The sequence below is a fragment of the Mesorhizobium sp. L-8-10 genome, assembly GCF_016756635.1.
Taxonomy (GTDB): Bacteria; Pseudomonadota; Alphaproteobacteria; order Rhizobiales; family Rhizobiaceae.
The window spans coordinates 1966640-1990317 of record NZ_AP023263.1 but is presented as its reverse complement, the minus strand read 5'-3'; the positions used below and the strand labels follow the sequence as shown (position 1 = coordinate 1990317).

General features: G+C 64.4%; 22 protein-coding genes, 1 tRNA gene and 3 pseudogenes. 14 read left to right on the top strand and 12 right to left on the bottom strand.

Annotated features, from left to right (window positions below):
* Positions 1–69: 69 nt before the first annotated feature.
* Positions 70–747 carry a winged helix-turn-helix domain-containing protein gene (locus tag JN280_RS09270; protein WP_202311659.1) on the top strand — a complete coding sequence of 226 codons (678 nt, stop codon included), beginning with the start codon at positions 70–72 and terminating at the stop codon, positions 745–747.
* On the opposite strand, the gene JN280_RS09265 is transcribed toward JN280_RS09270, so the two are convergent.
* Positions 744–1856, bottom strand: coding sequence for an IS630 family transposase (locus JN280_RS09265; protein WP_202311656.1), 1113 nt, complete (start codon positions 1854–1856; stop codon positions 744–746). The genes JN280_RS09270 and JN280_RS09265 overlap by 4 nt on opposite strands.
* Before the next feature lie 103 nt (positions 1857–1959).
* Between JN280_RS09265 and JN280_RS09260 the strand changes: the two genes are divergently transcribed.
* Positions 1960–3264 (top strand): sensor histidine kinase, encoded by a 1305-nt coding sequence (locus tag JN280_RS09260; RefSeq protein ID WP_202311654.1) that lies wholly within the window; start codon positions 1960–1962, stop codon positions 3262–3264.
* A 146-nt stretch (positions 3265–3410) separates the two neighbouring features.
* Here JN280_RS09260 and JN280_RS09255 read toward each other — a convergent pair whose 3' ends face one another.
* Positions 3411–3698, bottom strand: coding sequence for a hypothetical protein (locus JN280_RS09255; protein ID WP_202311652.1), 288 nt, complete (start codon positions 3696–3698; stop codon positions 3411–3413).
* An 81-nt stretch (positions 3699–3779) separates the two neighbouring features.
* Entirely contained in the window at positions 3780–4037 is a 258-nt protein-coding gene (locus JN280_RS09250) for a hypothetical protein (RefSeq protein WP_202311650.1), read from the bottom strand.
* A gap of 1003 nt (positions 4038–5040) precedes the next feature.
* Between JN280_RS09250 and JN280_RS09245 the strand changes: the two genes are divergently transcribed.
* Together JN280_RS09245 and JN280_RS40280 are read left to right on the top strand one after the other, a co-directional pair.
* On the top strand, positions 5041–6156 hold the full coding sequence (locus JN280_RS09245) for a porin (RefSeq protein WP_202311648.1): 1116 nt from the start codon (positions 5041–5043) through the stop codon (positions 6154–6156).
* 258 nt (positions 6157–6414) lie between these two features.
* The gene (locus JN280_RS40280) at positions 6415–6789 is read left to right on the top strand and encodes a GDCCVxC domain-containing (seleno)protein (protein WP_446720719.1); all 375 of its coding nucleotides are present in this window, start codon (positions 6415–6417) and stop codon (positions 6787–6789) included.
* Here the strand turns inward: JN280_RS40280 and JN280_RS09240 are convergent.
* On the bottom strand, positions 6762–6959 hold the full coding sequence (locus JN280_RS09240) for a hypothetical protein (protein WP_202311646.1): 198 nt from the start codon (positions 6957–6959) through the stop codon (positions 6762–6764). The two genes, JN280_RS40280 and JN280_RS09240, sit on opposite strands and share 28 nt — an antisense overlap.
* Before the next feature lie 51 nt (positions 6960–7010).
* A complete protein-coding gene (locus JN280_RS09235; RefSeq protein ID WP_202311644.1) occupies positions 7011–7295 on the bottom strand; it encodes a hypothetical protein in 285 nt (94 codons plus the stop codon).
* Between the two features lie 184 nt (positions 7296–7479).
* Here JN280_RS09235 and JN280_RS09230 point away from each other — a divergent pair, with 184 nt between their 5' ends.
* The gene (locus JN280_RS09230) at positions 7480–8016 is read left to right on the top strand and encodes a bacteriocin fulvocin C-related protein (RefSeq protein ID WP_202311642.1); all 537 of its coding nucleotides are present in this window, start codon (positions 7480–7482) and stop codon (positions 8014–8016) included.
* A 274-nt stretch (positions 8017–8290) separates the two neighbouring features.
* On the opposite strand, the gene JN280_RS09225 is transcribed toward JN280_RS09230, so the two are convergent.
* Positions 8291–8734 (bottom strand): metallopeptidase family protein, encoded by a 444-nt coding sequence (locus JN280_RS09225; protein WP_202311640.1) that lies wholly within the window; start codon positions 8732–8734, stop codon positions 8291–8293.
* Between the two features lie 191 nt (positions 8735–8925).
* Here JN280_RS09225 and JN280_RS39365 point away from each other — a divergent pair, with 191 nt between their 5' ends.
* Genes JN280_RS39365 through JN280_RS09215 form a run of 3 tightly spaced genes read left to right on the top strand, consistent with a single transcriptional unit; the run spans position 8926 to position 14667 of the window.
* A complete protein-coding gene (locus tag JN280_RS39365) occupies positions 8926–9933 on the top strand; it encodes an ImuA family protein (protein ID WP_244743140.1) in 1008 nt (335 codons plus the stop codon).
* On the top strand, positions 9815–11320 hold the full coding sequence (locus tag JN280_RS09220; RefSeq protein WP_244743504.1) for a Y-family DNA polymerase: 1506 nt from the start codon (positions 9815–9817) through the stop codon (positions 11318–11320). Before JN280_RS39365 ends, JN280_RS09220 begins: the two co-directional genes overlap by 119 nt.
* Complete coding sequence (locus JN280_RS09215; RefSeq protein WP_202311638.1) at positions 11317–14667, top strand: error-prone DNA polymerase; 3351 nt, start codon at positions 11317–11319, stop codon at positions 14665–14667. Before JN280_RS09220 ends, JN280_RS09215 begins: the two co-directional genes overlap by 4 nt.
* 110 nt (positions 14668–14777) lie before the next feature.
* Here the strand turns inward: JN280_RS09215 and JN280_RS09210 are convergent, their stop codons facing one another.
* From JN280_RS09210 to JN280_RS09195, 4 genes are all read right to left on the bottom strand, one after another.
* A complete protein-coding gene (locus JN280_RS09210) occupies positions 14778–14972 on the bottom strand; it encodes a Trm112 family protein (protein WP_202311637.1) in 195 nt (64 codons plus the stop codon).
* 7 nt (positions 14973–14979) lie between these two features.
* Positions 14980–15651: an LON peptidase substrate-binding domain-containing protein gene (locus JN280_RS09205; protein WP_202311636.1), complete on the bottom strand. Its 672-nt coding sequence runs from the start codon at positions 15649–15651 to the stop codon at positions 14980–14982.
* 86 nt (positions 15652–15737) lie between these two features.
* Positions 15738–16709: a thioredoxin gene (gene trxA, locus JN280_RS09200; RefSeq protein WP_202311635.1), complete on the bottom strand. Its 972-nt coding sequence runs from the start codon at positions 16707–16709 to the stop codon at positions 15738–15740.
* Positions 16710–16773: 64 nt separating this feature from the next.
* Complete coding sequence (locus tag JN280_RS09195; RefSeq protein ID WP_202311634.1) at positions 16774–17271, bottom strand: prolyl-tRNA synthetase associated domain-containing protein; 498 nt, start codon at positions 17269–17271, stop codon at positions 16774–16776.
* A 269-nt stretch (positions 17272–17540) separates the two neighbouring features.
* On the opposite strand from JN280_RS09195, the gene JN280_RS09190 reads away from it, so the two are divergent.
* Both JN280_RS09190 and JN280_RS09185 read left to right on the top strand, forming a co-directional pair.
* Positions 17541–17615 (top strand) — tRNA-Gly (locus tag JN280_RS09190).
* Positions 17616–17977: 362 nt separating this feature from the next.
* On the top strand, positions 17978–19162 hold the full coding sequence (locus JN280_RS09185) for a Fic family protein (RefSeq protein WP_202311633.1): 1185 nt from the start codon (positions 17978–17980) through the stop codon (positions 19160–19162).
* Positions 19163–19395: 233 nt separating this feature from the next.
* On the opposite strand, the gene JN280_RS09180 is transcribed toward JN280_RS09185, so the two are convergent.
* Together JN280_RS09180 and JN280_RS09175 are read right to left on the bottom strand one after the other, a co-directional pair.
* The gene (locus JN280_RS09180; protein WP_244743138.1) at positions 19396–20238 is read right to left on the bottom strand and encodes a HesA/MoeB/ThiF family protein; all 843 of its coding nucleotides are present in this window, start codon (positions 20236–20238) and stop codon (positions 19396–19398) included.
* Positions 20239–20496: 258 nt separating this feature from the next.
* A pseudogene (locus JN280_RS09175) lies at positions 20497–20907 on the bottom strand (M48 family metallopeptidase); the annotation flags it as partial.
* Positions 20908–20924: 17 nt separating this feature from the next.
* Here JN280_RS09175 and JN280_RS09170 point away from each other — a divergent pair.
* The 4 genes and pseudogenes from JN280_RS09170 to JN280_RS09160 form a co-directional block, all read left to right on the top strand.
* A pseudogene (locus JN280_RS09170) lies at positions 20925–21491 on the top strand (ImuA family protein); the annotation flags it as partial.
* A complete protein-coding gene (locus tag JN280_RS40275; RefSeq protein ID WP_446720819.1) occupies positions 21463–21945 on the top strand; it encodes a Y-family DNA polymerase in 483 nt (160 codons plus the stop codon). The pseudogene JN280_RS09170 and the gene JN280_RS40275, both read left to right, overlap by 29 nt.
* A gap of 22 nt (positions 21946–21967) precedes the next feature.
* A complete protein-coding gene (locus JN280_RS40270; RefSeq protein WP_446720818.1) occupies positions 21968–22231 on the top strand; it encodes a hypothetical protein in 264 nt (87 codons plus the stop codon).
* A gap of 224 nt (positions 22232–22455) precedes the next feature.
* Positions 22456–23214: pseudogene (locus JN280_RS09160) on the top strand (IS5 family transposase).
* Positions 23215–23678: the final 464 nt, after the last annotated feature.

Genomic DNA, 23678 nt, shown 5'->3' with positions numbered 1-23678 from the left:
TGACGTCGTCCGCCGCGAGGACGCTTGCCGCGAACTCTCCACGGTCATCCCGAATCGAAAGCTCCCGATATGCGCATCCTTCTTGTCGAAGACGACGAACGCACCAGCCAATATCTCGCCAGAAGCCTGACCGGCGCCGGCCATGTGCCGGATGTCGTCAGGGACGGCCGCGACGCTCTGGCCGTCGGCATCCGCGAACCCTACGATCTGGCGATCGTGGACCGGATGCTGCCGGGGCTTGACGGCCTCTCCCTTGTGCGCGGCCTGCGCGCCGCCGGCGGCAAGCTGCCGATCCTGTTCCTCACCTCGATGAGCGGCGTCGATGACCGGGTCGAGGGGCTGGAGGCCGGCGCCGACGACTATCTGGTCAAGCCCTTCGCCCTTTCCGAGCTCATGGCCAGGGTCAACGCGCTCGCCCGCCGCCCGCCGCTCAGCAACGAGCGGGTCCGCCTGCAGGTGGCCGATCTCGAACTGGACCTCGTCCGTCGCATCGCCAGGCGGGGCGACAACACAATCGAGCTCCTCCCACGCGAATTCGCCTTGCTGGAACTGCTGATGCGCAATGAAGGCCGCATCCTCACCAGATCGATGCTGCTGGAGCGGGTCTGGAACTTCAATTTCGACCCCCAGAGCACGGTCGTCGAGACGCATATCAGTCGGTTGCGCGCCAAGATCGACAAGCCTTTCAGGGTACAGTTGCTGCACACCACCCGCAACACCGGCTACAGCATTCATGCCCCCCGCTAGTGTTCCGACTCTAACGCTTGGTTCCTGGTCTTGGCGGCGTCAAGAGCAGCGCGGGCGCGGTGGACTTTGGCGAGGATGACATCGGCGCTCTTGGTCCACACGAAGGGCTTCGGGTCGGCGTTGTGCGCGTCGAGATAGTCGCAGATAGCGGTCTCGAGCTGGGCGACGCTCGTGAAGACGCCGCGCCGGATGCGCTTCCTCGTGATCTCGGCGAAGAAGCGCTCCACCTGGTTGAGCCAGGACGACGACGTGGGGATGAAGTGCAGCTTGAAGCGCGGATGCTTGGCGAGCCAGTCCTTCACCGCCTGGGTCTTGTGGGTGGAGTAGTTGTCGACGATCAGGTGCACGTCCAAGGACTTCGGTGTGTTGCGGTCGATGGTTCTGAGGAAACGGATGAACTCCTTGGCCCGATGCTTGGGCTGGCATTCTCCGATCACCGCGCCAGTCTTCACGTCGAGCGCGGCGAACAGCGTGGTCGTGCCGTGGCGCTTGTAGTCGTGGGTCATCGTGCCGGCGCGGCCTTTCTTCATCGGCAGGCCGGGCTGGGTGCGGTCGAGCGCCTGGATCTGGCTCTTCTCGTCCACGCAGAACACCAGCGCCTTGTCCGGCGGGTTGAGATAGAGGCCGACGACGTCGGTCACCTTTTCGGCGAACTTCGGATCATTCGACAGCTTGAACGTGGTCACCAGGTGCGGCTTCAAGCCCGCCTCCGCCCAGATGCGCTGCACGCTCCTGTGGCTGATGCCGACCGTCCTGGCCATCGTCCGCGCGCTCCAGTGCGTGCCGCCGCCCGGCGGCCGCTCCTGCGCCGTCTTGGTCAGCACGGCGAGCTTCACCTCCACCGAGAGCGGCTTCTTGCGCGCCGGCCGCGTCTTGTCGCGCAACAGCCCGTCGACGCCGGCCTCGATGTAACGCTCTTGCCAGCGCCACACGGCGGGCTTCGACTTCCCCGTGCGCCGCATGATCGCCATCGTGCCGAGCCCGTCCGCCGTCGCCAGCACGATCTCGGCCCGCCAGGCCGCCTTGCGCGACGTGTTGCGATTCGCCACAAGCCGCTCGAGCCGAGCCCGGTCCGCCGGGCTCACGTAAATGCAGATGTCGTTCCTCATGGCCGCACACTGACTGATTTGCGGCCCGAAGGGAATCATTTGTTAGCGCCTGAACACTAGCATTGCGCGCAGCACGGCGTTCCGGCTTGCAGCCCTCTATGTCATGCTGTTCCTGGCGTCTTTCCTGGTCGCCAATATCTTCGCCTACAACATGGTCGCCGCCTACCTCTATGAAAGGCTGGATTCGCACGTGACGGAGCGGTTTCGCGAGATCGAGGCAGCCTATGATGCCAGAGGGATCGACGGCGCCGTCGCCATGATCGGCAACCATGGGCCGGCGATCCGCGGACAGGAAACAGTCTATGCACTGACGTCGGACAACGGTGCCCGGCTTGCCGGCAATGTCGAGGCGCCATCCGTACCGCGTGGCTTCTCGACGCTGCCGCCTCCGAGCGAGCCCGCCATGCCCTCGAGCTATCGGCTCCTGCGCCGCAATCTCGGCGACTTCGACCTGATCGTCGGCGTCAGCTACGACGATACCGACAGGCTGCGCGAGATCGCGCTGGTGAGCTTCGGCTGGGCGACCGCGATCGTTTTGGCATCGGGCCTGGGCGGAGGTGCATTGCTGGCCTTCAGGACACGTCGTCGCATCGCCGCGCTCTCCGTGAGGGCCAAGGCTGTCGGCGCCGGCGAACTCGCAACCCGCCTGCCCATCTCTCGCCGGCGCGACGACCTCGACATGCTCGCGGCGGAAATCAACGTCGCGCTCGCCCAGCTCGAATCCAGCGTCAATGCGATGCGTCAGGTGACGACCGACATCGCCCACGATCCGAAGACACCGATCTCGCGGCTCTATCTGCTGCTGGAGCAAGCCCGCGACGCCGCGACCGGCGGCGCCGATGTCGCCTCGATCTTGGATCATGCGCTCGACGAAGTCGCTCTGATCACTGACACTTTCGAGGCGCTGCTGAGGATCTCCCAAATCGAAGCCGGCGCGCGCAAGGGAAAAATCTCGCGCATCGACCTTTGCTCCCTGATGGACGAACTCCACGAGATCTATACGCCGATCATCGAGGATAGCGGACGCTCGCTTCGCCTGCCGAAGACAGATCGCTCGCAGGGCCTCGATGTGACAGGAGATTTCGAGCTCCTGCGGCAGATGTGCGCAAATATCCTCGACAATGCGATCAGGCATACCGACAAAGGCGCCGTCGTCACCATGGGTTGCGGGATTGCCGGGGGAAGATGCGTGATTGCGATCGCCGACGACGGTCCGGGCATACCGGAAGCGGAGCGGGCGAAGGTCTTCAAGCGTTTCTACCGGCTGGAGAAAAGCCGGACGACCGATGGCTCCGGCTTGGGTCTAAGTCTGGTGAAGGCCGTCGCCGACTTCCACGGCGCCCAGATCGTGCTGGACGACAACCATCCTGGACTGGTCGTACGCATCCTGTTCACATCGGGTCAATAAAAGCCCCGCCCGCGCGGTCAGATACGCGGGCGGGGTAGTTTCGGGTCGGGGTGAACCGTCCCTACTGGAGATGCGACCGGGACGTTATTCGCATTTCCTTGGAACGACCTGTCCCGGATCTTACATCTTTGTGATCTCCGGCGAGATCACCGGGCGTGCCGGTGGTTTCTGTCCCAGCGCTGCACAGGACCGCGGACCTCCGAGGTTCCGAAACGATCGTTGCTTCGTTTGATCAGCCCGTTCTCCAGCACCCTGTAGCTCACCGCCGGGTCGGACGCCGACACGACAACATCACCGGGGCGCCCCTCGCCGTGGATGATCGCTTCGATCCGCTTTGCCGTCGCCTCGACGCCGGGGCGCGCCGCAGGATGCGCTAGGGCCTGCCGTGCCGTCATGGGAACGGCGAGCAACAGGGCGATGACGAGATATTTCATGTCTTTCTCCTTGGATGCCGGCTCGCAGGCATCGATGATTGTCCGCAGGTCGATGCGTGGGGCCAAACGGAAGCGCAGTGATTACCTGCCCGAGTGCAGATCGGACCGGGTGATGTTCGCCGAATAGTTCCGAAGCGTCGGATCGGGATTGACGGCGACCGTGGTCCTCGGCGCGGCAGGCGCGATCGGATGGGTTCCGCCGAACGTCGACGTCCCCGCATTGTCGTCACGCGCGACCGGCGGCCGATAGTCGCCCCTGTAGGCAGGGGCCTCGCCGGCAAGGGCCGGAGCGGCGAAGAGGGGGAGCGCAATCGACGCGACGGCGACAAAACGTGTCATCTCGGTACCTTTCCTGTCCTGCAGGGCCCTGCGGTCGCGATGACCTTCAAGGGCCTCGATTGACGACCCTGGCACCGTGAGGCGGCTGCGTTCCGGCTGCTTTTCGGGAACCTTACATTCGCGCAACCGCACGCGATCGTGATCGGCGGCGGCCGCCTCCCGATGCGCCGGGCACGGTTCGAACTGTCCTGGCATCACTGCCCCGGATTCGACCGCGATCCTGTAAAAACTGGGAAATAACAGGACGGGCCTGTTATTTCGGTATGCCGTCGAGGGCGGGGTGACGGGGCAATGCTTGCGTCGCCCTCGCCTGGCTGCTGACATCTCGCGAAGGCTCGGAGAAGACCCCCTGCCGAGACGGCTCGCCTCGTTATGCGGATATGTGCATCCTTCGGCGGCTCGGCCAGAGCCAGCGGACGCAATTCATCACGTTGAAAGCAAGCGTCAAAAATCCACTGCAAAGAACTGGGCGTTTGCAGGATCGGGCGCGAATCCCCCGGCAATACCGACGGCTCAATCGCCGGCGCGGCCCCTGCGGGCATCCTGGCAGCGGCATCAGCAGGCGCGGGCCAAGCAGCCGCGTCCTCCGGTCGATCTGATCGACCGCCGGCATCGGAAGCCCGCCGCGGCTGGTACAGGGGCGGGCGCAATTCCTCGAAAATGAAAAGATAGGTCGGAAAATCCGCGATAGGGCGGGAAAGTCAACGGCAAAAGCGGTTGGTCAGCAAGAATTGATCGCGCTCCGCGCCGAAATCCAGGCGCAGCGAGATCCGGCCCAGGGCCAATGCTGCGGCGGCGGAAGACCTGATGGCCTCACCGGACTGTGGCCGAACGGTCACAGCAATGGCAGCAAGCGGCAAAGACAAGCCCTTCTTACAGCGATGTAAGCCCCTCGCAAAATCCGGGAAAACGCCGGGGCTCCTATTCCGACCGGCTGTCGGCGGCCGGTCGCGACCGCTCCCGTCGCCAGCAGAGAACCAGCTTTTCCTAGGAGACGGGAACAATGAAATATGCAGCAATTCTGCTCGGCTCGGCTGCCGGACTGATCGGCGTGCCGCTGGCCCAGGCGGCCGACGCGGTCGTCGTGGCCGAACCGGAGCCGGTCGAATATGTCCGGGTCTGCGAAACCTACAGCGCGGGCTTCTTCTACATCCCCGGCACCGAGACCTGCCTCTCGGTCAACGGCTGGATGTGGTACCAGATCGGCGCCGAGGGCTACAAGAATTCCAGCGACACGCCGGCCTTCATCGGCGGCGCCGCCGATGCCGATGGCTGGATCAAGAGCAGCAGGGCGCGACTGAACTTCGACGCCCGGTCCGAGACCGACTGGGGCACGCTGCGCAGCTTCATCCGCCTCGAGGCGGAAGGCGTCTCGACCGGCGGTGTCGACTTCCCCGTCGGTGTCGACCAGGCTTTCGTCCAGCTGGGCGGTTTCTACGCCGGCTATACGGAATCGGCGTGGTCCGCGACACGCAACGGCGGCGCCTCCAACTGGGGCGCCCATTCTTATTACGGCATGTATTACGGCTACAGCCAGGCGCAGCAGATCGGCTACGACTTCACCGGCGCCTACGGGCTGTTCGGTACGATCTCGCTGGAGGACGACGCGCTGGCCGGCGACGGCTACATGCCCGACATCGTCGCCAAGGTGGGCGTCAACCAGGGCTGGGGCTCGGTCTGGGCCAAGTTCGGCTATGACGAGAGCCGGCCCGGCGCCTTCGCCGACGAAGCAGGCTGGGGCGCCGGGCTCGGCCTGCAGCTCAACGTGCCGAACAGCCCCGGCTCCTCGCTCCGCGTGCTGGCCTTCTACTCCGACAGCGACAACACCTACGGTTCGTCGAGCGCGCTCGGCGTCAACTCCGAATGGTCGGTTCTGGGCTCCTACTTCCACCAGTTCACGCCGGAATTTGCCGCCTCGGCCGCCTTCCAGTATTTCGGCGACCTCTATTCGGACGTCGGCTCCGACGTGAGTTCGGGCCTCAACGCCTATGGCGCCGAGTTGAACCTCGTCTGGTCGCCGGTGCTGAATTTCGAAATCAGCAGCGAGATCCATTTCGACAAGGTCGACGGCCTCGACGGTACCCCTTCCGGCTTCCTCCGTTTCAAGCGCTACTTCTGAGAACGCTTCGGCTCGCCGGCGCCCGGAGCTTCCGGGCGCCGGTGAACCACTCGCACCATCTTACGCTCGCACGGAATTCGCCCTTCCGATCCTGCTCGCTTCCGTCGCGAATGCGATGTCGCAGATCATGGGTCGAGATTTCCTTCGAAGAAGGAACGGCGGCAGTGTCCTTCGACGACGCACTGGCCGACATCGCCGCCCTGACCGCTGCGACCGCCGAAGCCGGCTATCGGTCGCGTCCGTCCAGGGATCCAGCCGATGAGTGACCGGGTCCCGGTCGTATCCGGCACTATTCGCGACCCCGACGTCTCAGGGAGGGGGACAGACCACATGACGGTCCTGCGGAGCACGATCACTTGCCCCGGCTGCGGGCATCGGGAGACCGAGACGATGCCGATCAACGCCTGCCGGTTCCTCTACGACTGCAAAGGCTGCGGAGCGCTGCTGCACCGCTGCGCTGCTGCGCAGATATTTGTCGAGCGCCGCAATCGCGAACACGACAATGGCGAGGGTCAGGACAGGCTAGCGCCATCCCGCCTGTCCATCATGCCGTCCCTGGCGATAGCCCAAGCCGGGCGGAACCGACCGGTCGCGCCTCGGCAGCATCAATGCGACCGGATGAGTTCCCCATAGGCTTCCATCAACGCGCAATGGCAGCGCGCATGATCCCGAATGCCCGGTTCCCGTTCCAAGGTCTCCAGGGCGCGCAACAAATGCTCGGCGACATCCGGCCTGTTTGCCCGGCACGCAACCTTGAAGAGTCTGACGATCTCGCGTTCCAGCCTGTCGACGCGTTCTGCCATCCCCGGTTCCTCCGAGTTTTGGAAAGCTTACCGCTTCCAGCAACTGGAGGGTCAAGTTCGCCGTTTATCGAGAGGAGATATCGTCATCCGGATCTGGCCGCGGTCCGGGAATCCATACCAATCGCCGGCGCGGCCCCTCCGGGCCGCTTGGCTTTCGCGCCAACGGGCGTGGGCCACGCCCCAACGGTATGAAATCAGCCCAAGGCAAAGTCCGGCATTTCGAGCCGGAAGGGCGCCGATTTCAAGCCTGGAAAGGTTCTGTTTTCTGCTCTTGCGGTGAGTAAGTGCGCCATGTTCAATTTTGAATTGAAATTCAGAGCTTTCGCCGAAATTCATAAAATTTTCTTAATGATATCGAACTGAGAGTAAGGCTTTACGCGAAATGCTGTACGTTCTTGATCGAGCCAATGTCTTTTTTTGAGAAAGCGCTGCACATTTTCGGAAGGAATGCCTTAGATTCTGGTTGAGATACCAATCTATACATAGTACAATCAAATAACCGTAACGGTGAGGTCTCGCTATGCTAGACATATCGGACTACCTGACCACCTTCCGAAATGGGCTCGCCGCACTCAGCCTTGGCGAACAGAAACTCATCTTCGACGGCCTCCCGGCTGCCTACCAGGCTGCACTCTGGCAGGACCGGCTGCGCGAGGGGATCGAGGCGGTGTACGACAAAGGGCAGAAGGCGACGCTGTCGGATCTCGCCGAGCGGTTGCGTCCCGAAAGCTACTCGGACCCCAAGAAGAACAAGGCAGCGGTGGCATATATCGACAAGTTGGCGCCGAGGCTGGAAAAGCTCTTTCCCGATTTCACGCTATTGCAAAAGTACACTCAGTACCTTGGCGATGGCGCTTGCAAGAGCCCGGTCATCATGCAGGCCGGCGGAGCCTTGCCAGCCTGCGAATGTCGTTCCGCCGATTCGGGATTGCTGCGAGGCAATCCCTGTGGCGCGCTGATTCAATGCCGCGCCGGCGGCTGCACCCCGGTCAGGGGCTGCGGCTTTTTCTGGCTGCAGATCTGCGACGGTCTATGCACGGGGCAGTTCGGTCCGTGAGCCTCCAGGGCCGCGCGTCGTCTGAGAGGTCGCAACGTTCTCGCGAGGAGACGTCATCATCCGGGTTCGACCGTGATCCGGGAGCTCATGCGGCGGAACTTCGAGATTGCGGCTGCGGGCCCTGCACCCTCCGGCACAATCGTGGATCGAGCCGTGGCAGAAGCAGAACCATCCAGTCGTAGGGACCGCGGGGATCATCGTCCCTCCGGCCGAGCGGAATGCAACCGGCCGGTGGCGACCGGTCCTGTCGCCAGGCGTTCCGGTGCCCGCCAACTCAGGTCGGCGGGATCGCGACCTCGTCGGCGGCTTCCTCGATCCGTTCCATGTCGTCGTCGGAAAGGCCGAAATGATGTCCGATCTCATGGATCAGCACATGGGTGACGATGGCGCCCAGCGTCTCCTCGTTCTCGGCCCAATAGTCGAGAATGGCGCGGCGGTAGAGCGTGATGCGGTTGGGTCCCTCGCCGGTCTGCGGGGTCCAGCGTTCGGCGATGCCGCGGCCCTCGAACAGGCCGAGCAGGTCGAAAGGCGTCTCCAGCGACAGGTCGTCCATGATCTCGTCGGTCGGGAACTCGGAAAGCTGGATGATGATCTCGCCGGTGAGGGTGCGGAACTCCTCCGGTAGATGGGCATAGGCTTCCAGCGCCAGAAGTTCCATTTCCTCGATCGACGGCGACAGCTGGTCGTGCCAGGCTCGGGTCTGATAGATGCGGGCCATTCTTTGTCCTTTTGGCGGGATATAGCCTTTCGGCCGGCATTTCTCAAACTGGATGTGGTTCGCCTTATTCATGAAGACGACAGCACAGGGCGCCACGCTTAAGGAATAAATTCTCAATCGACACGCTTGACTCTTGAGGCCGGCTCTGGAATCCATAAGAACATAACAGGAACAGACCGGAAGCAACCGACATGGCGACCTCCGCCGTGGCGCGGGAAACTATTTTGTCCTTGCGCCGGAAAATCGCCAGGATCGAAGGCACTCTCGCCGAGCGGTTCGATGCCCCGCCCGCCCCGGATGTCGCGGCTGTGCCGGCCGCGGCCGACGGCGTGATCCTGCGCCAGGCCGGCCTGGCAGCCAAATCCCGGCTTTCGGCGGGGCTGAGGACGGGAGCGGCACGCCTCGACGCCGCACTCGGCGGCGGCCTGCCGGAAGCCGCGCTGACCGAAATCCACGGCCCCGATGCCCGCGACGCTGGCGCCGCCGCCGGCTTTGCGCTGGCGCTGGCCGGGCTTGCCCGCAAATGTCATGCCGGCGCCCCCATATTGTGGATCGGCACGGGTGAAGCCTTCCGCGAGGGGGGTTTTCCCTATGCGCCCGGGCTTCTTGCTTTCTGTGGGCTGGCGCCGGGCGACCTGCTCGTCTCTGATGTGCAGAAACCCGCCGACGCCTTGTGGGTCGCGGAGGAAGCCGCTCGGCTGAGCGGCCTCTGCGCCGTCTTCCTGGAAATACGCGGCAATCCGCACAGGCTCGACCTCACCGCGACGCGTCGGCTGCATCGGCGAGCGCAGATCGCCGGGCATCCCGTCTTCCTGCTGCGCCAATCGGCCGCGCCGGAACCGACGGCCGCACCGCTTCGCCTCGTCGTATCGGCTGCCCCCGCCACGCCGCGCGCGACGGTGGCCGGCCCGCTCGCCGGCTCCGTCGGCCATCCGGCCTTTTCCGTCGGCATCGACAAGAGCCGTTTTGCCCTTGCCGGGCAGTTCATCGTGGAGTGGAACCCCCATGACCTCTCATTTCAGGAAAGAGGGTCAGAGAATCCTGACTCTATGGTTCCCCTATCTCAGCGCGGAGCGGATCCTGCGCCAGCGGCTGGGTCGGTCCTGGCGTTCCGGTCCGGCGAGCGCCAGGCCGCCGCTCGTCTTCAGCCATCGCGAGAACAACACCCAGTGCATCGCCGCCCTCGACGAGCAGGCTGAGGCGTTGCGCCTGAAGCGCGGCATGGGCATCGCCGACGCCCGCGCCATGCATCCTTCCCTCGACGTCGTGGAGGCCGATCCGGAGGCCGACCGGCGGCTGCTCGAAAGCCTGGCCGACTGGTGCGATCGCTACACGCCGCTGGTGGCGCTCGAGGGAGGGGACGGGCTGTTCCTCGACATCACGGGCTGCGCCCATCTCTTCGGCGGCGAAAGGGCGATGCTGGACGACCTCCTGCTGCGGCTTTTCCACCAGGGTTTTTCCGCACGGGCCGGCCTTGCATCCACGCCGGGAGCGGCCTGGGCCGGAGCGCGTTTCTCCTTGTCCCCTATCGCGCCGGGCGACGAGGCGGCGGCGCTGGCGCCCTTGCCGCTCGCCGCCTTGAGGATCGCCCCAGAAACCCGCAGCGGCCTCGAAAGCGTCGGGTTGCGAACGGCCGGCGTCATCATGGCGGCGCCGCGCGCGCCGCTCGCGCGGCGCTTCGGCAAGGGGTTGCTGATCCGGCTCGACCAGGCGCTCGGCCGGATCGACGAGGCGATCTCACCGCGCCTGCCGGTCGCCGACCTTTCGGCCGAACGGCATCTGGCCGAGCCGATCATGCTCACCGATCATATCGAGGAGCTGGCCTTCATCCTCGCCACGACGCTGAAGAAGGGCCTCGAACGGCGCGGCGAAGGCGCCCGGGCGCTCGAACTGGCGCTGTTCAGGGTGGACGGCGCCGTCTCACGCATCGCGGTCGGTACGTCGCGGCCGCTGCGCGAGCCGCGTCTGGTCCGGCGCCTGTTCCACGAAAGGCTGACGGCGGCAGAAGGAGTGATCGACGCCGGCTTCGGTTTCGACCTCGTCCGCCTCTCCGTGCTTCAGGCCGCGCGTCTGGAGATCGGGCAGGCCGATCTCGGCGGCGTGGAGACAGACGAGGGCGAGGAACTCGCCGTCTTCGCCGACCGGGTGCGCGCCCGGCTCGGCCAGACGGCGGTGCTGCGGCCGCTGATGGTCGAAAGCCGCATTCCCGAACGCGCCGCGATCGCCGTTCCCTTCGCCGAGGCAGCCGGCGGTCCCGCCGCCAGGGAGCAAGTGCGCGGACATGGACCGGCCGACAGGCCGATCCGGCTGTTCCGACCTCCCGAGCCCGTCGAGGTGATGATGGCCGAGATTCCCGAAGGACCGCCCGCGCGGTTCCGCTGGCGGCGCGCCCTGCACGACGTCGCCCGCGCCGAGGGGCCCGAGCGCATCGCCCCGGAATGGTGGCGCGAGAAAGAGGATGCGGCCACGCGCGACTATTTCCGCATCGAGGACGCCAAGGGCCGCCGCTACTGGCTCTTCCGGCAAGGCTTCTACGGCGCCACGGAGGCTACGCCGCGCTGGTACATGCACGGAATCTTCGCATGAACGCGCCCTATGCCGAATTCGCCGTGCAATCGAATTTCTCCTTCCTGCGTGGCGCGTCGCGGCCGGAGGAGTTGCTCGTCTCGGCGCAGCGTCTCGGCTTTTCGGCGATCGGGCTCGCCGACCGCAACACCGTGGCGGGCGTGGTGCGCGCCTGGCAGCAGGCCAAGGTGGACGGTTTTCCCTATCATCCCGGCTGCCGCCTGGTGTTTTCCGACGGCACGCCCGACATCCTCGCCTATCCCCGGGACCGCGCGGGCTGGGGCCGGCTGTGCCGCATGCTGACCGAAGCCAATATGCGGGGCGAGAAAGGCAATCCGGATCTGCGCCGCGACGATCTCCTTGAATGGGGTGAGGGCCTGTCGCTCGCCGCACTGCCCGATCTCGCCGCCCATGGGGAAGAGCAGGACGCCTTCCTCCGCCAATTGAAGGAGCGCTTCGGCGAAGCCTTGTGGCTGGCCGTCTCGCCGGATTATTCGGGCAATGACCGCTTCAGGCTGGAACAGGCGGCCGCGATCGCGGCGGCCTGCGGCCTGCCCCTGATGGCGGTCAACGACGTGCTCTATCATGCGCCGGAGCGTCGTCCCCTGCAGGACGTGCTGACCGCGATCCGGCTCAACGTGCCGGTGGCCGAGGCGGGTTTCGACCTCATGGCCAATGCCGAACGTCACCTGAAGGGCCCGGCCGAAATGGCGCGGCTCTTTCGCCGCCACCCCGAGGCGCTGGCCGAGACGCTGCGTTTCGCCGGAACGCTGAGGTTCTCCCTCCAGCAGCTCGAATACAACTATCCCGACGAGCCGACCGAATCCGGCTTGGAACCGCAGGCCGAGCTGGAAAGGCTGACCTGGGAGGGCGCGAAGAACCGCTATCCGGACGGTGTTCCGAAGAAGGTGGAGGAACTGATCCGGCACGAGCTCGGCATCGTCGAGAGGCTGAACTATGCGCGCTATTTCCTCACCGTCCACGATATCGTCAGCTTCGCGCGGAGGAAGAAGATCCTCTGCCAGGGGCGCGGTTCGGCCGCCAATTCGGTGATCTGCTTCTGCATCGGCATCACCGAGGTGGGTCCCGATATCATCGACTGCCTGTTCGAGCGCTTCATCTCCGAAAAACGCGGCGAGCCGCCCGACATCGACGTCGATTTCGAGCATGAGCGCCGCGACGAGGTGATCGCCTATATCTACGAGAAATACAGCAGCAAGCGTACCGCACTTGCCGCCTCGGTCGTCACCTATCGCGGCCGTTCGGCATTGCGCGAGGTCGCCAAGGCGATGGGCCTCTCCGAGGACGTCATGAGCGCGCTCTCCGGATCGATCTGGGGCTGGTCGTCCTCCGAGCTCGGCGGGAGGGAGACCCGGGCGGCCGGCTTGGCCGAGGCCGATCCCGTGACGCGGCATGTGATCGCCCGGGCGAACGAGATCCTCGGCTTTCCGCGCCATCTCTCCCAGCATGTCGGCGGTTTCGTCATCACCAGGGACCGGCTCGACGAGATCGTGCCCATCGTCAAGACGGCGATGGAAGAACGCATGATGGTCGAATGGGACAAGGACGACCTCGATGCGGTGAAGATCCTGAAGGTCGACGTGCTCGCGCTCGGCATGCTCTCCTGCCTGCGGCGGGCGCTCGATCTCCTGGAAGCGCATTACGACGAGCGCGATCCCCATGACAGGCGGCTGGAGCTGGCCACGATCCCGGCGGAGGACGAGCGCGTCTACGACATGATCTGCCGGGCAGACACGCTCGGCGTCTTCCAGATCGAATCGCGCGCCCAGATGAGCATGCTGCCGCGGCTCAGGCCCCGCGAATTCTACGATCTGGTCATCGAGGTGGCGATCGTGCGCCCCGGGCCGATCCAGGGCGACATGGTCCATCCCTATCTGCGCCGGCGCCAAAAGAAGGAAGAGGCCGAATATCCCAAGGAAGAGCTGAGGGAGATTCTCGGAAGAACCCTCGGCGTGCCCCTTTTCCAGGAACAGGCCATGAAGATCGCCATCGTGGCCGGCGGCTTCGCGCCCGACGAGGCCGACCAGCTTCGCCGCGCCATGGCGACTTTCAAGCGTACCGGCACGATCGGCAATTACAAGCAGCGCATGATCGACGGCATGGTCAGGAAGGGCTACGAGCGGGATTTCGCCGAGCGCTGCTTCAAGCAGATCGAGGGCTTCGGCGAATACGGCTTCCCGGAAAGCCATGCCGCAGCCTTCGCGCTGCTGGTCTATGCCTCCTGCTGGCTCAAGACCTTCTATCCCGACGTCTTCTGCGCCGCGATCCTGAACTCGCAGCCGATGGGCTTCTACAGGCCGGCGCAACTTGTGCGGGACGCGGCCGACCACGGCGTCGACATCCGCCCGGCCGACGTCAATCTTTCCGATTGGGACTGCACACTCGAAGCCTTCACCTTCGATCCGTCGCGGGTCGCGCCGCGCCATGGCGAGATGCGCGGCGTCATCCGCAGCAACCATGCCGTCAGGCTCGGCTTCCGCCAGATCAAGGGCCTGTCCGAGGAACGCATGATCGAATTCGTCGCCCGCCGCGGCGACGGTTATCATTCCGTGCACGACGTCTGGCTGCGTTCGGGGCTCGACATGGGCGAGATCGGACGGCTGGCCGAGGCCGACGCCTTCCGCTCGCTCGGCCTCGACCGGCGCGCCGCGCTCTGGGCGGTCCGGGCGCTCGACGCCAGGAACGCCGCCCAGCGCCTGCCGCTCTTCGACCGGCCCGAGCTGCGGCTGGCCGACAACGAGCCGAAGACGGCGCTGCCGGCCATGCCGCTTGGCCAGCATGTGATCCATGATTATGAATCGCTGGGCCTGTCGCTCAAGGCGCATCCCGTTTCCTTCCTGCGCACAAGGCTCGACCGCGCCGGCGTCACCCCGCACGGCCGATTGTCCCTGGTGCACGACGGCCGGCGCGTCTCGGTCGCCGGCCTCGTCCTGGTGCGGCAGCGGCCGGGCAACGGCAATGCGATCTTCCTCACGCTGGAGGACGAGCAGGCCGTGGCCAATGTCATCATCTGGCCCAGGATCTTCGACCGCTACCGTCCGGCGGTGATGGGTGGGCGTTTCATCCGCGTCGACGGGCGGCTGCAGTCGGAATCCGGCGTCATCCACATCGTCGCCGACAGAATCCGAGACCTGACCCATTGGCTGGGCGAGCTTTCCGAACAGGCGCGCTTCCTGCGCGGGCTCGCCGACCAGCGCAAAGCAAGGGAGAGTGATGGTCCAACCGGAACATCAGGTGGAGCGAATGTCGTCCGGCTTCCCGCGAAACCGCCCTCGGTGGTCGACGACTACGAGGATCTCGCCCGCGCCCCGGGTCAGGTCATGCCGAAGGGGCGGAATTTTCAGTAGAAGATGGTGAATGGTGAATGGTGAATGGTGAATGGTGAATGGTGAAGAACGAACGCTGTGCGCGCCGGTCCGTCAACTTCTTAACCATTCACCATTTTACCATTCACCATTCACTCTTCTATCTGTCGCGCCTCCGACGGCAGCATCACCGGAATGCCGTCGCGCACGGGATAAGCGAGCCCCGCAGCCTTCGATATGAGCTCGCAGCTTTCGGGAACCCAGGTCAGAGGGCCTTTGGTCAGCGGGCAGGCCAGAAGCTCGAGCAGCTTGGTGTCGATGGCAACGCTGCGCTCGTCCTTGACCATGCCGCCCTCACTGCAGGCTCGAGCCGAAATCGTCCTGCTCGCGGGCCAGCGCCATCTCGGTGATCGCGATCAGCGTGTCGGCCCGCGTCTTCAGGTCGGGCGATTCCAGAAGCGCCTGCTTCTCGGCCGGCCCGTAAGGCGCCATCATGGAGAGCGCATTGACCAGCATCGCATTGTCGGCGCGGCTGACGCTTTCCCAGTCGGCGTCGAGGCCATTGGCTTCGAGATAGGAACGAAACGCCTTGAGCAGGGCCGGACGGTTGACCTCCCTGGCGCCGCTCTCCTCGTCGAGATCGCCGGCGAAGGGCGTGATCCGGCACTGCCGGAAGGGAGTCCTGACCGTTATTTCCTCGGTGACACGGAAGCGGCATACGCCCTGCAGCGCGATCAGATAGCGGCCGTCGCCGGTCTCGGAGAGCGACGTGATCCGGCCCAGACAACCGACCTGACACAGCTCCGGTTCCCCGTCGCCGCGCAGCCGGCCGTCGAGGCTCGGCTGGATCATGCCGATGATCCGCTGGCCGCCGATCGCCTCGTCGATCATCTGCAGATAGCGCGGCTCGAAGATGTTGAGGGGCATGCGCCCGCCAGGAAGCAGCAGTGCCGCCGCCAGCGGGAACACCGGTATTGTGGCAGGCAGGTCCTTGCCCCGCCGGTAATAAGCATTTCCCGCCTGCACGGCGATCGCCTTTCCGTGTCAACAGTCCCTATCTGGCGCTTGCCGGCCCGAAGTCGAGCCGCACGGGAAGCGCAAGCCGTTCCTTCTTACGAAAACAGCACCGACGACAGCTTGCGCCGGGCCGCGAGGGTTGCTTCGTCCGTCGGCCCCCACGCCTCGAAGAACTTCACGAGCTGTGCCCTGGCGCCGTCATCCTGCCAGCTCCGGTCGGCCTTGACGATGGCGAGCAGGTTGTCGGCCGCCTCCATGCGCTTGCCCTCGGCATTCTGGATCATGGCGAGGTCGAAGCGGGCCTGATGGTCCTTGGGGTTTGCGGCAAGCCGGCTCTCGAACTCCGCGGCGTTGCCGAGTGAGGCGGCTTGTTCCGCGAGCGCGATCCTGGTGCGGATGGCGGCGAGTGCCGGAGCATCCTTCTTCTCGGCCGGCGCGCCGTCGAGCAATGACAGCGCCCCCTGGGCGTCCCCGCTCTCCAATACCAGTTCGGCCAGACCCGCCAGCGCCTCGACATTGTCGGGGAACTGCTCGACCAGCGCCGAATAGATGTCGGCCGCGGTCCGGGCGTCGCCGGCGGCCCGCGCCTCGGTGGCTGCAGCGAGCGCCTCGGCGATACCCGTCTCGGCTTCGCCCTTGCCGCCGACGCGCTGGATGAATTCCTTCACCTGGCTCTCGGGGACCGCGCCCATGAAGCCGTCGACCGGCTGGCCGTTCTTGAATGCGATGACGGCCGGGATCGACTGGATGCCCAGTTGCCCGGGGATGGCCGGATGGTCGTCGATATTCATCTTGACCAGCTTGACGCGACCTCCGGCGGCCTGAACCGCCTTCTCCAGGACCGGGGTCAGTTGCTTGCAGGGGCCGCACCACGGCGCCCAGAAATCGACCAGCACCGGCTGTTTGCGCGATTCCTGGATCACGTCGGCACTGAAGTTGGCCGTGGTCGTGTCCTTGATCAGCGTCTTGTCCGCGCCTGCGGGCCCGTTACCCTGCGGAGTGCCGAACTGCACGTTGGTGGCGTAGCCGCCGCCATTTCCTGCATAGGGATTGTTCTTGTCGTCCATCGTCATCCTCTCGGCCGGTCGGATTTCCCTGCGCCGTCAGGCGCCTTGCGGCTCCATGTGGCGATCACTGGGAAACTTTCAAGATAACAGCTTCGTGGCCCGTCGCATTCAGAAATCTGAGCAGGTCGTCGGCCGCGATCGACGTCGTCGCCTCATTGGTCAGCGGATGGGCATTGACGATGCCGTGCGCGAGCAAGGGTTCGTCGATCACCACCCTCACCTTGCCCCCGGTATCGTTGATCGCGCCGAAGGCGGTGACGGCGCCCGGGATCACGCCAAGCAGGTCCATCAGGGCTTCCGGCTTTCCGAACGAGACCCGGCTCGCGGCACCGATCGCCTGATGGATCGTCTTCAGGTCGACGGTTGCGTCCTCCTCGACCGTGACGAGAAAGAAATTATCCTTCTTATCCTTCAGGAAGAGGTTCTTGGTGTGGCCGCCCGGGATCTCGCCGCGCAGCGACTGCGAATCGGCGACCGTGAACAGCGGCGGATGGCTGACCGTCTTCACCGCGATGCCAAGCCCGTCGAGGAAGGCGAAAAGGTCGGCCGGCGTCTTCGGCATGTCTGGTCTCCGCTTGCTCGAAAAACCGTCTATGGCGAAAAGCGGCGCGGCCGCAAGTCCCGCCTCATGTTTTGGCGGCAATGTCGCCCGACGGCACGAGGCGCGTCAGCCCTGCCTGCCGCTACGGCACGGAAAACTGGAACCAAAACGGGGCATCGAGCCGCCGATTTCCCCAAAAACGGCACTTCGAAAAAAGATGACGGACCCCTGTTGCAATCCCCGCGCTCTTCGGCCATATAGGCGCGGCTTGCGGCGGAGACGCCGCGCGAGCGGGTGTAGCTCAGGGGTAGAGCACAACCTTGCCAAGGTTGGGGTCGAGGGTTCGAATCCCTTCGCCCGCTCCAGTTTTCTTCAATAAAATCAATAAGTTAGCAAACGCCCTATGGGGCGTTTTCTGCTTCCCCGGCCTCGTCCGTGAAATCGGGGAAGCAGGGGGGAAGCAGTTGGAGGCATTTCGCTTTGTGTGCAATGCAGCAACGGCACAGTGCGCCGGCCGCCCTCTTGGTGTCCTGTCAGGCGCGCAAAACACCCTCTTAGGAAGGTTAGCCCGGGATGCGGTGGGCGCATTCAGAACTATCCTGATGCTTCGCTCTGTCGATCCCCACATTTCTATCGTTCCGCTATTTAAGCAGGCTTACCTTATCACAGGCGCTAATTAATCCAAGAGCCAATTGCTTAAATAACTCACGCCATCCATAATGTGGGAATGGCAGACGATCACAAGACCGATTCGCGGCTCGGCCGCTACGCCGAAACGCCCATTGGAGGCGAGATTGTGCGCGCCTTCGTTCCGCCTCCGCTGCCGCCGCAGCCATCTATCGACATTCTGTCCCTCTTGCCTCATCTCAGCTTGGCCGAGCGGGCACTCGGCCGCCTCGATGGCATTACGACGCTCCTGCCGCGCCAAGAGCTCTTCCTTTACATGTACGTGCGCAAGGAGGCAGTGCTCTCCTCTCAGATCGAAGGGACGCAATCGACCCTCACGGATCTGCTGCGCTTTGAGACGGAGGCTCAAGCCGGCCAGCCGATCGACGACATCCGCGAGGTCTCAAACTACGTCGACGCGATGATGTACGGCCTGGAGCGGCTGAAGGAACTGCCGCTCTCGCTCCGACTCATGCGCGAGATGCACGCTCGGCTTCTGGAGAGCGGCCGTGGCGGCACAAAGAGTCCCGGAGAGTTCCGGCGCTCTCAGAACTGGATTGGCGGTACCCGACCGGGCAACGCGCTCTTCGTCCCACCGCCGGTGACCGAACTCGATGGCTGCCTCACAGCGTTCGAGGCCTTCATGCACGAGGACCAATCCCGATTGCCAGCGCTCATCAAGGCCGGGCTGCTCCACGTGCAGTTCGAGACGATCCACCCGTTCCTCGACGGCAATGGCCGCATTGGGCGTCTTTTGGTGACGCTCTATCTGTGTGTCCATGGAGTGCTGCGGCGGCCGCTCCTGTATCTCAGCCTGTATCTGAAGACGCACCGGGCCGACTACTATCGCCTCTTGCAGGAGGTGCGCGAGCGGGGTGCCTGGGAGCCTTGGCTCGAGTTCTTCCTCGATGGAGTCGCCGAAACAGCAAACCAGGCCTTCGATGCTGCGACTCGCATCGTCGATCTATTCAAGGCAGATCGCGATAGAATCACAGCGGAAAGCGACCGCGCCGGCTCCGCACTCCGCGTCCACGAGTTGCTTCAGCAGCACCCATTTGTGACCGCCGGGCAGCTCGTGGAGCAGACGGGCCTCTCGATGCCAACGGTCAACGCCGCGCTTGCCGATCTCGAGCGGCTGGGGATCGTAGAAGAGGTGACGGGGCGTAGGCGAGGCCGGGTGTTCGGATATAGTCGCTACCTCGCCATACTGAACGAGGGCACTGATCCGCTCCCTGCCGCACCGTAGCAACGACGCCATCGGTGGATCGCGGCACCGCCTTCCTGAAGCCTCACGCTTGTTGATGGTGGCGGCACGTAGCCACCGATGCGGGCAAGTTTAGAGGTTGGCCATCTGACGCGCAAAGCCAGCCATGAGCAAGTGACGTGAAATGCAGCCAAACCGGCTAACACTTGGAAAGTGGACACGTCGGCGTCCCTTAAGCTCCCGCAACGGACCGGTAACCTCCCGAGGCCACCTAGTCAGGTTACCTCTTCCGGCCGAGCGTTACCGCACGCCACGCAAGCAGCGGTCGGCCAAGGTCGATCAAGCGTCCGCACCCCGGAACCTACCTGCCCATGGGCAGACAGCCACGCCTCGCTCAAGCGCCCACCGAGCTTCGCGATCCGACTGGGAGATGTGACAAGCACCCGACTGAACGATTGCGAAGGCGGATCCAGCAGGCAGTCCAACGCGAGCTCGCCGACCATCGCGGTCACATAGCTCAGCTCGACTGGACCATAGGGCTGGTAGTGCGCGCCGCAGGCCGGCTCCTCTTGATTGGCGTCACCCCCGTCAGGCCACTCCACGACCTTGAAGGCGGGCGCTCCCGTGCGACCGATGTGGCATTGGAGGCACCCGCCCCCGCCCGCGATCACGACCCCGTGCCCCGCACAGGCATGCGCTTCGGTCCAGGCATAGAGAACCGGCATCCGCCGACCCTGATCGACGTGCAAACGGTTGAGGGCGTTCTCAGCAGCCCAGCTTCCCGTCGCCGCGATGATCAGATCGGCTCCCTCCAGGAGATCGGCGTCGGTTAGAAGGAGCTCATACAGCCCGCATGGCCGGCCCTCGATTTGCAGATGTGGGTAGTCGGTCTGCAGACGCTCGGCCAAGGCCTCGGCCTTGTTGCGACCGACCGCCGATGCGCCCAACGGGTGCCGGCCGACATTCGGCCAACTCAGCGTGTCATGATCGAAAAGAACGATCCGCCCGACGCCGGCTCTGGTGCATTCGCACCATCCTGATTGCCCGAGGCGCCGAACGGCGCGATCCGGTCTTTGCTCCACAACAGCTCGCGGAGCAAACGCGATCTGTTTCAGCACGCGACCTACTCGGTAACCGCCGACGGCCACACCATGACACCGTCGTGCGTGAGGCACTCCGTGAGTTTCTCGAGAACGAAGTACCGGAGGACCGAGTACTAGAGCACGCGGATCGCGATGCCTTCATGACAAAGTTCGCCGCAACGTCCAACAAGGTCGCGCTGCAAACGCTACGGCAGGAAGAGAAAAGCCACGCAAGCTATCTAGGATAGCGCATAGCGCCTTCGCTGTGCTGCCCCATCGGCCCCCGTTCCGATTCTATGCTTGTGCCGGCCACTCCCCCAGCGGAAGATCGTTCAGATGCTTTTTCACCTGCCGCCAGTTCGGCATGTGTTGGTCGAGCAGGACTATGAATCCTTCGCTGTGGTCAGGCGCGATGAAGTGCGCGAGCTCGTGCAGGATCACGTAATCCAGGCATTCGATGTCTTTCTTGGCAAGCTCCAGGTTGAGCCGGATCGTGCCGCGCTGCGGGCTGCTGCCGCCCCACTTTGTCTTCATGCGCTGAGTAAAGAAGCGCTGTACATGCACCCCGAGCTGTTCCTGCCGCCTTTCGATCAGGGCCGACGCCGCCCCGCGCAGCTCTTCGCGGTACCAGCCGTCGAGCACGGCCCGCCGCTTCTCAAGATCGGCGCCGGCGGGGATACCGAGCTCGATGTAGCGATGGCTCCTTGCCGTAGCTGCGTGAAGCGGCGGCTCTGTTCGCCGCCGGCATCGCCGCTCGCACCAAAGGCCGCGTGCTCTGGTGCATCACGCAGGCGGACATCTTCGCCCCAGCCGTCGCGCAGGCCGGACTACCACTCGACCGCGTGATCTATCTGGAGGCCGGCGACCAGACCAGCGTCCTTGCCTGTATGGAGGAAGGCTTGCGGCATGGCGGCCTCGGCGCCGTGGTCGGCGAGGTGACGCAGCTTTCGATGAAAGCCTCGCGGCGTCTCATGCTCGCCGCCGAAGGGACAGGAACGATCGGTCTTGCGCTGCGGCGATGGCGCCGTCAGTCCGACGCAATGGATTTCGGGCAGCCCACCGCCGCCGCCACGCGCTGGCGGGTTTCGGTGTTGCCCTCCACCCCTTTACCGGTGCCGGGCGTCGGCCGGGCGCGCTGGCTGGTCGAACTGATCCGTGCCCGGGCCGGTGAGTCTGCAGATTTCGAGTTGGAAGCATGCGATGAGAAGACGGGTCGTATCGCTGTACCTGCCGAGCTGGTCCACGGACCGGATCCGGCGGATGTCCGGCGACAACGCGCCGCCCGCTGACGCTCCGTTGATGGTCGTCGGCCGGGAGGGAAGCAGACGGTTGGTGACGGCCGCCGACGCGGCGGCTGAGGCCCTTGGCGTGCGCATCGGCATGCCTGCCGCCAAGGCGCAGGCGCTCGTGGCCGGCCTCGTGATCCGTGACGCCGATCCGGCAGGTGACGCAGCGGCGCTGGAGCGCCTGGCACTCTGGATCCTCCAGCGCGTCGCGCCCATCGTCGCCGCCGATCATCCGGACGGCATCGTCATCGACTCCGCCGGCGCCGATCACCTCCATGGCGGCGAGGTCGCTATGCTCGACGGTTTGGTGGGGCGGCTCGCCATGTCGGGCGTCGCCGCGCGCCGCCATCGCCGACACCTGGGGCGCCGCTCACGCCCTTGCCCGCTTTATCGCGAGGCCTACCTTCGTCGCGCCAACGGGCCACAGTTCCTCCGTCATCGAATCCTTGCCTGTTGAAGCGCTGCGGCTGCCGCCCAACATGCCAGCCGAACTGCGCCAGCTCGGCTTCGAACGGATCGGCGATCTGCTCACGCAGCCGCGCGCACCGCTGGCGCTGCGCTTCGGACCGGAGCTCGGTCGCCGCATCGACGAAGCTCTCGGCCGGTCGGCCGAGCCGATCGAACCCATTCGCCCACCGGACCTGGTTGAGGTGCGGCGAGTCCTTCGCAGAACCCATCTCGGCGGCCGAGACCATCGCCCGCTACATCGCCAAGTTGGTCGAAACCCTTTGCATCAAGCTTGAAGAAGGGAGCCAAGGGGCGCGGCGCCTCGACCTGATCTGCCAGCGCGTCGACAGCCGCGCACCGTGCGTCCGTAATCTCCTGCACCATTGGCCGAGCAAACTGCGGCGACACCGGCATCCTCGGCGGCCGTGGCCATCGCCACACCGGCGCCTAGGATAGGGACCTATACATTCATCTGATTTTGTTTGATTCTTTGCCTCTGATTGGGGATTGGAGGCAAGCAATGGCAAAACAGTCGCTGTTTTGGCTCTCGGATGAAGCATGGTCGGCGCTTGAACCGCACCTGCCGCATGGAAAGCCCGGCAAGCCGCGCGTCGATGATCGCAGGGTGATCTCCGGCATCCTTCATGTCCTGAAGGTTGGCTGCCGATGGCAGGATGTTCCTGCTGAATACGGGCCGGCAAAGACAATCTACAACCGCTATCACCGTTGGTCGCAACGGCGCATCTGGCACCGTGTCTTCGAGAAGATGGCGGCCTCCGGGCCGGTTCCCGAAGAGCTTTCCATCGACAGCACCCACGTTAAGGCCCACCGTTCGACACAAGGCTCAAAAGGGGGCGTGGGCGCAAGCGATTGGCACGTCGCGTGGCGGAAGAACAAGCAAAATCCATGCTTTGGCCGATGATTGCGGCAGACCGGTCGCCTTCGCCCTGACACCGGGCAATGTCGCCGATATCAGGATGGCCATCCCATTGCTAGAGATCGCCAGCCCAACCAAAAGGCTACTCGCCGACAAGGCCTTTGACGCCGACAGTCTGCGCAAGTGGCTGAAGCAGGCAAAGATCATACCGGTGATCCCGTCTTCCGCCGCGCGCAGGACCCCATATCCGCTCGATCGCAAAGCATATCGAAGACGAAACGTCATCGAACGCTCTTCTGTAGGCTCAAGAACTGGAGACGCATCGCTACGCGTTATGATCGCCTCGCCACCAACTACCTATCCGCTGTCGCTCTCGTGGCCGCCGTAATCTCTTGGATCTGAATCAGTCCCCATCCGCCTAGAGGTCCGGCCCGGGAGCAGCGCTCCTTCCCGTTCGCCGTTCATGTCTCCGCGCATTTCGGCACACGGCGCTTTCCTGTGCTCCAGCGCCCTCTGCACTGCACCGAGGTGTTCAATTTAACACACCGCGAAGGCGAGGACGGGCCTGAAGTCCTAGCCGCATTCATTAGTAGATGCCTATGACATACTGGTTATGCCGCCTGTGGGGCCACAACGCATGGCTCCGTTGAAACTGAAGAACAACCCTGGTTGCGTGTGTGCAGGTGAGCGTCGACAACTCTCCACCGTGACGGCGATGGCAATCGCGGCAGGCTGACCTTCCTAGGTGTGCTGCGCAGCGTTGTTTCAACATCATCATGGATTTTCGAAAGGCCCATCAACGGCCAATGCTCCTGCGCCTATGTCGCTCAGCAGCTCGTATTGAGGTCCAAGCCCTGCAACCTTGT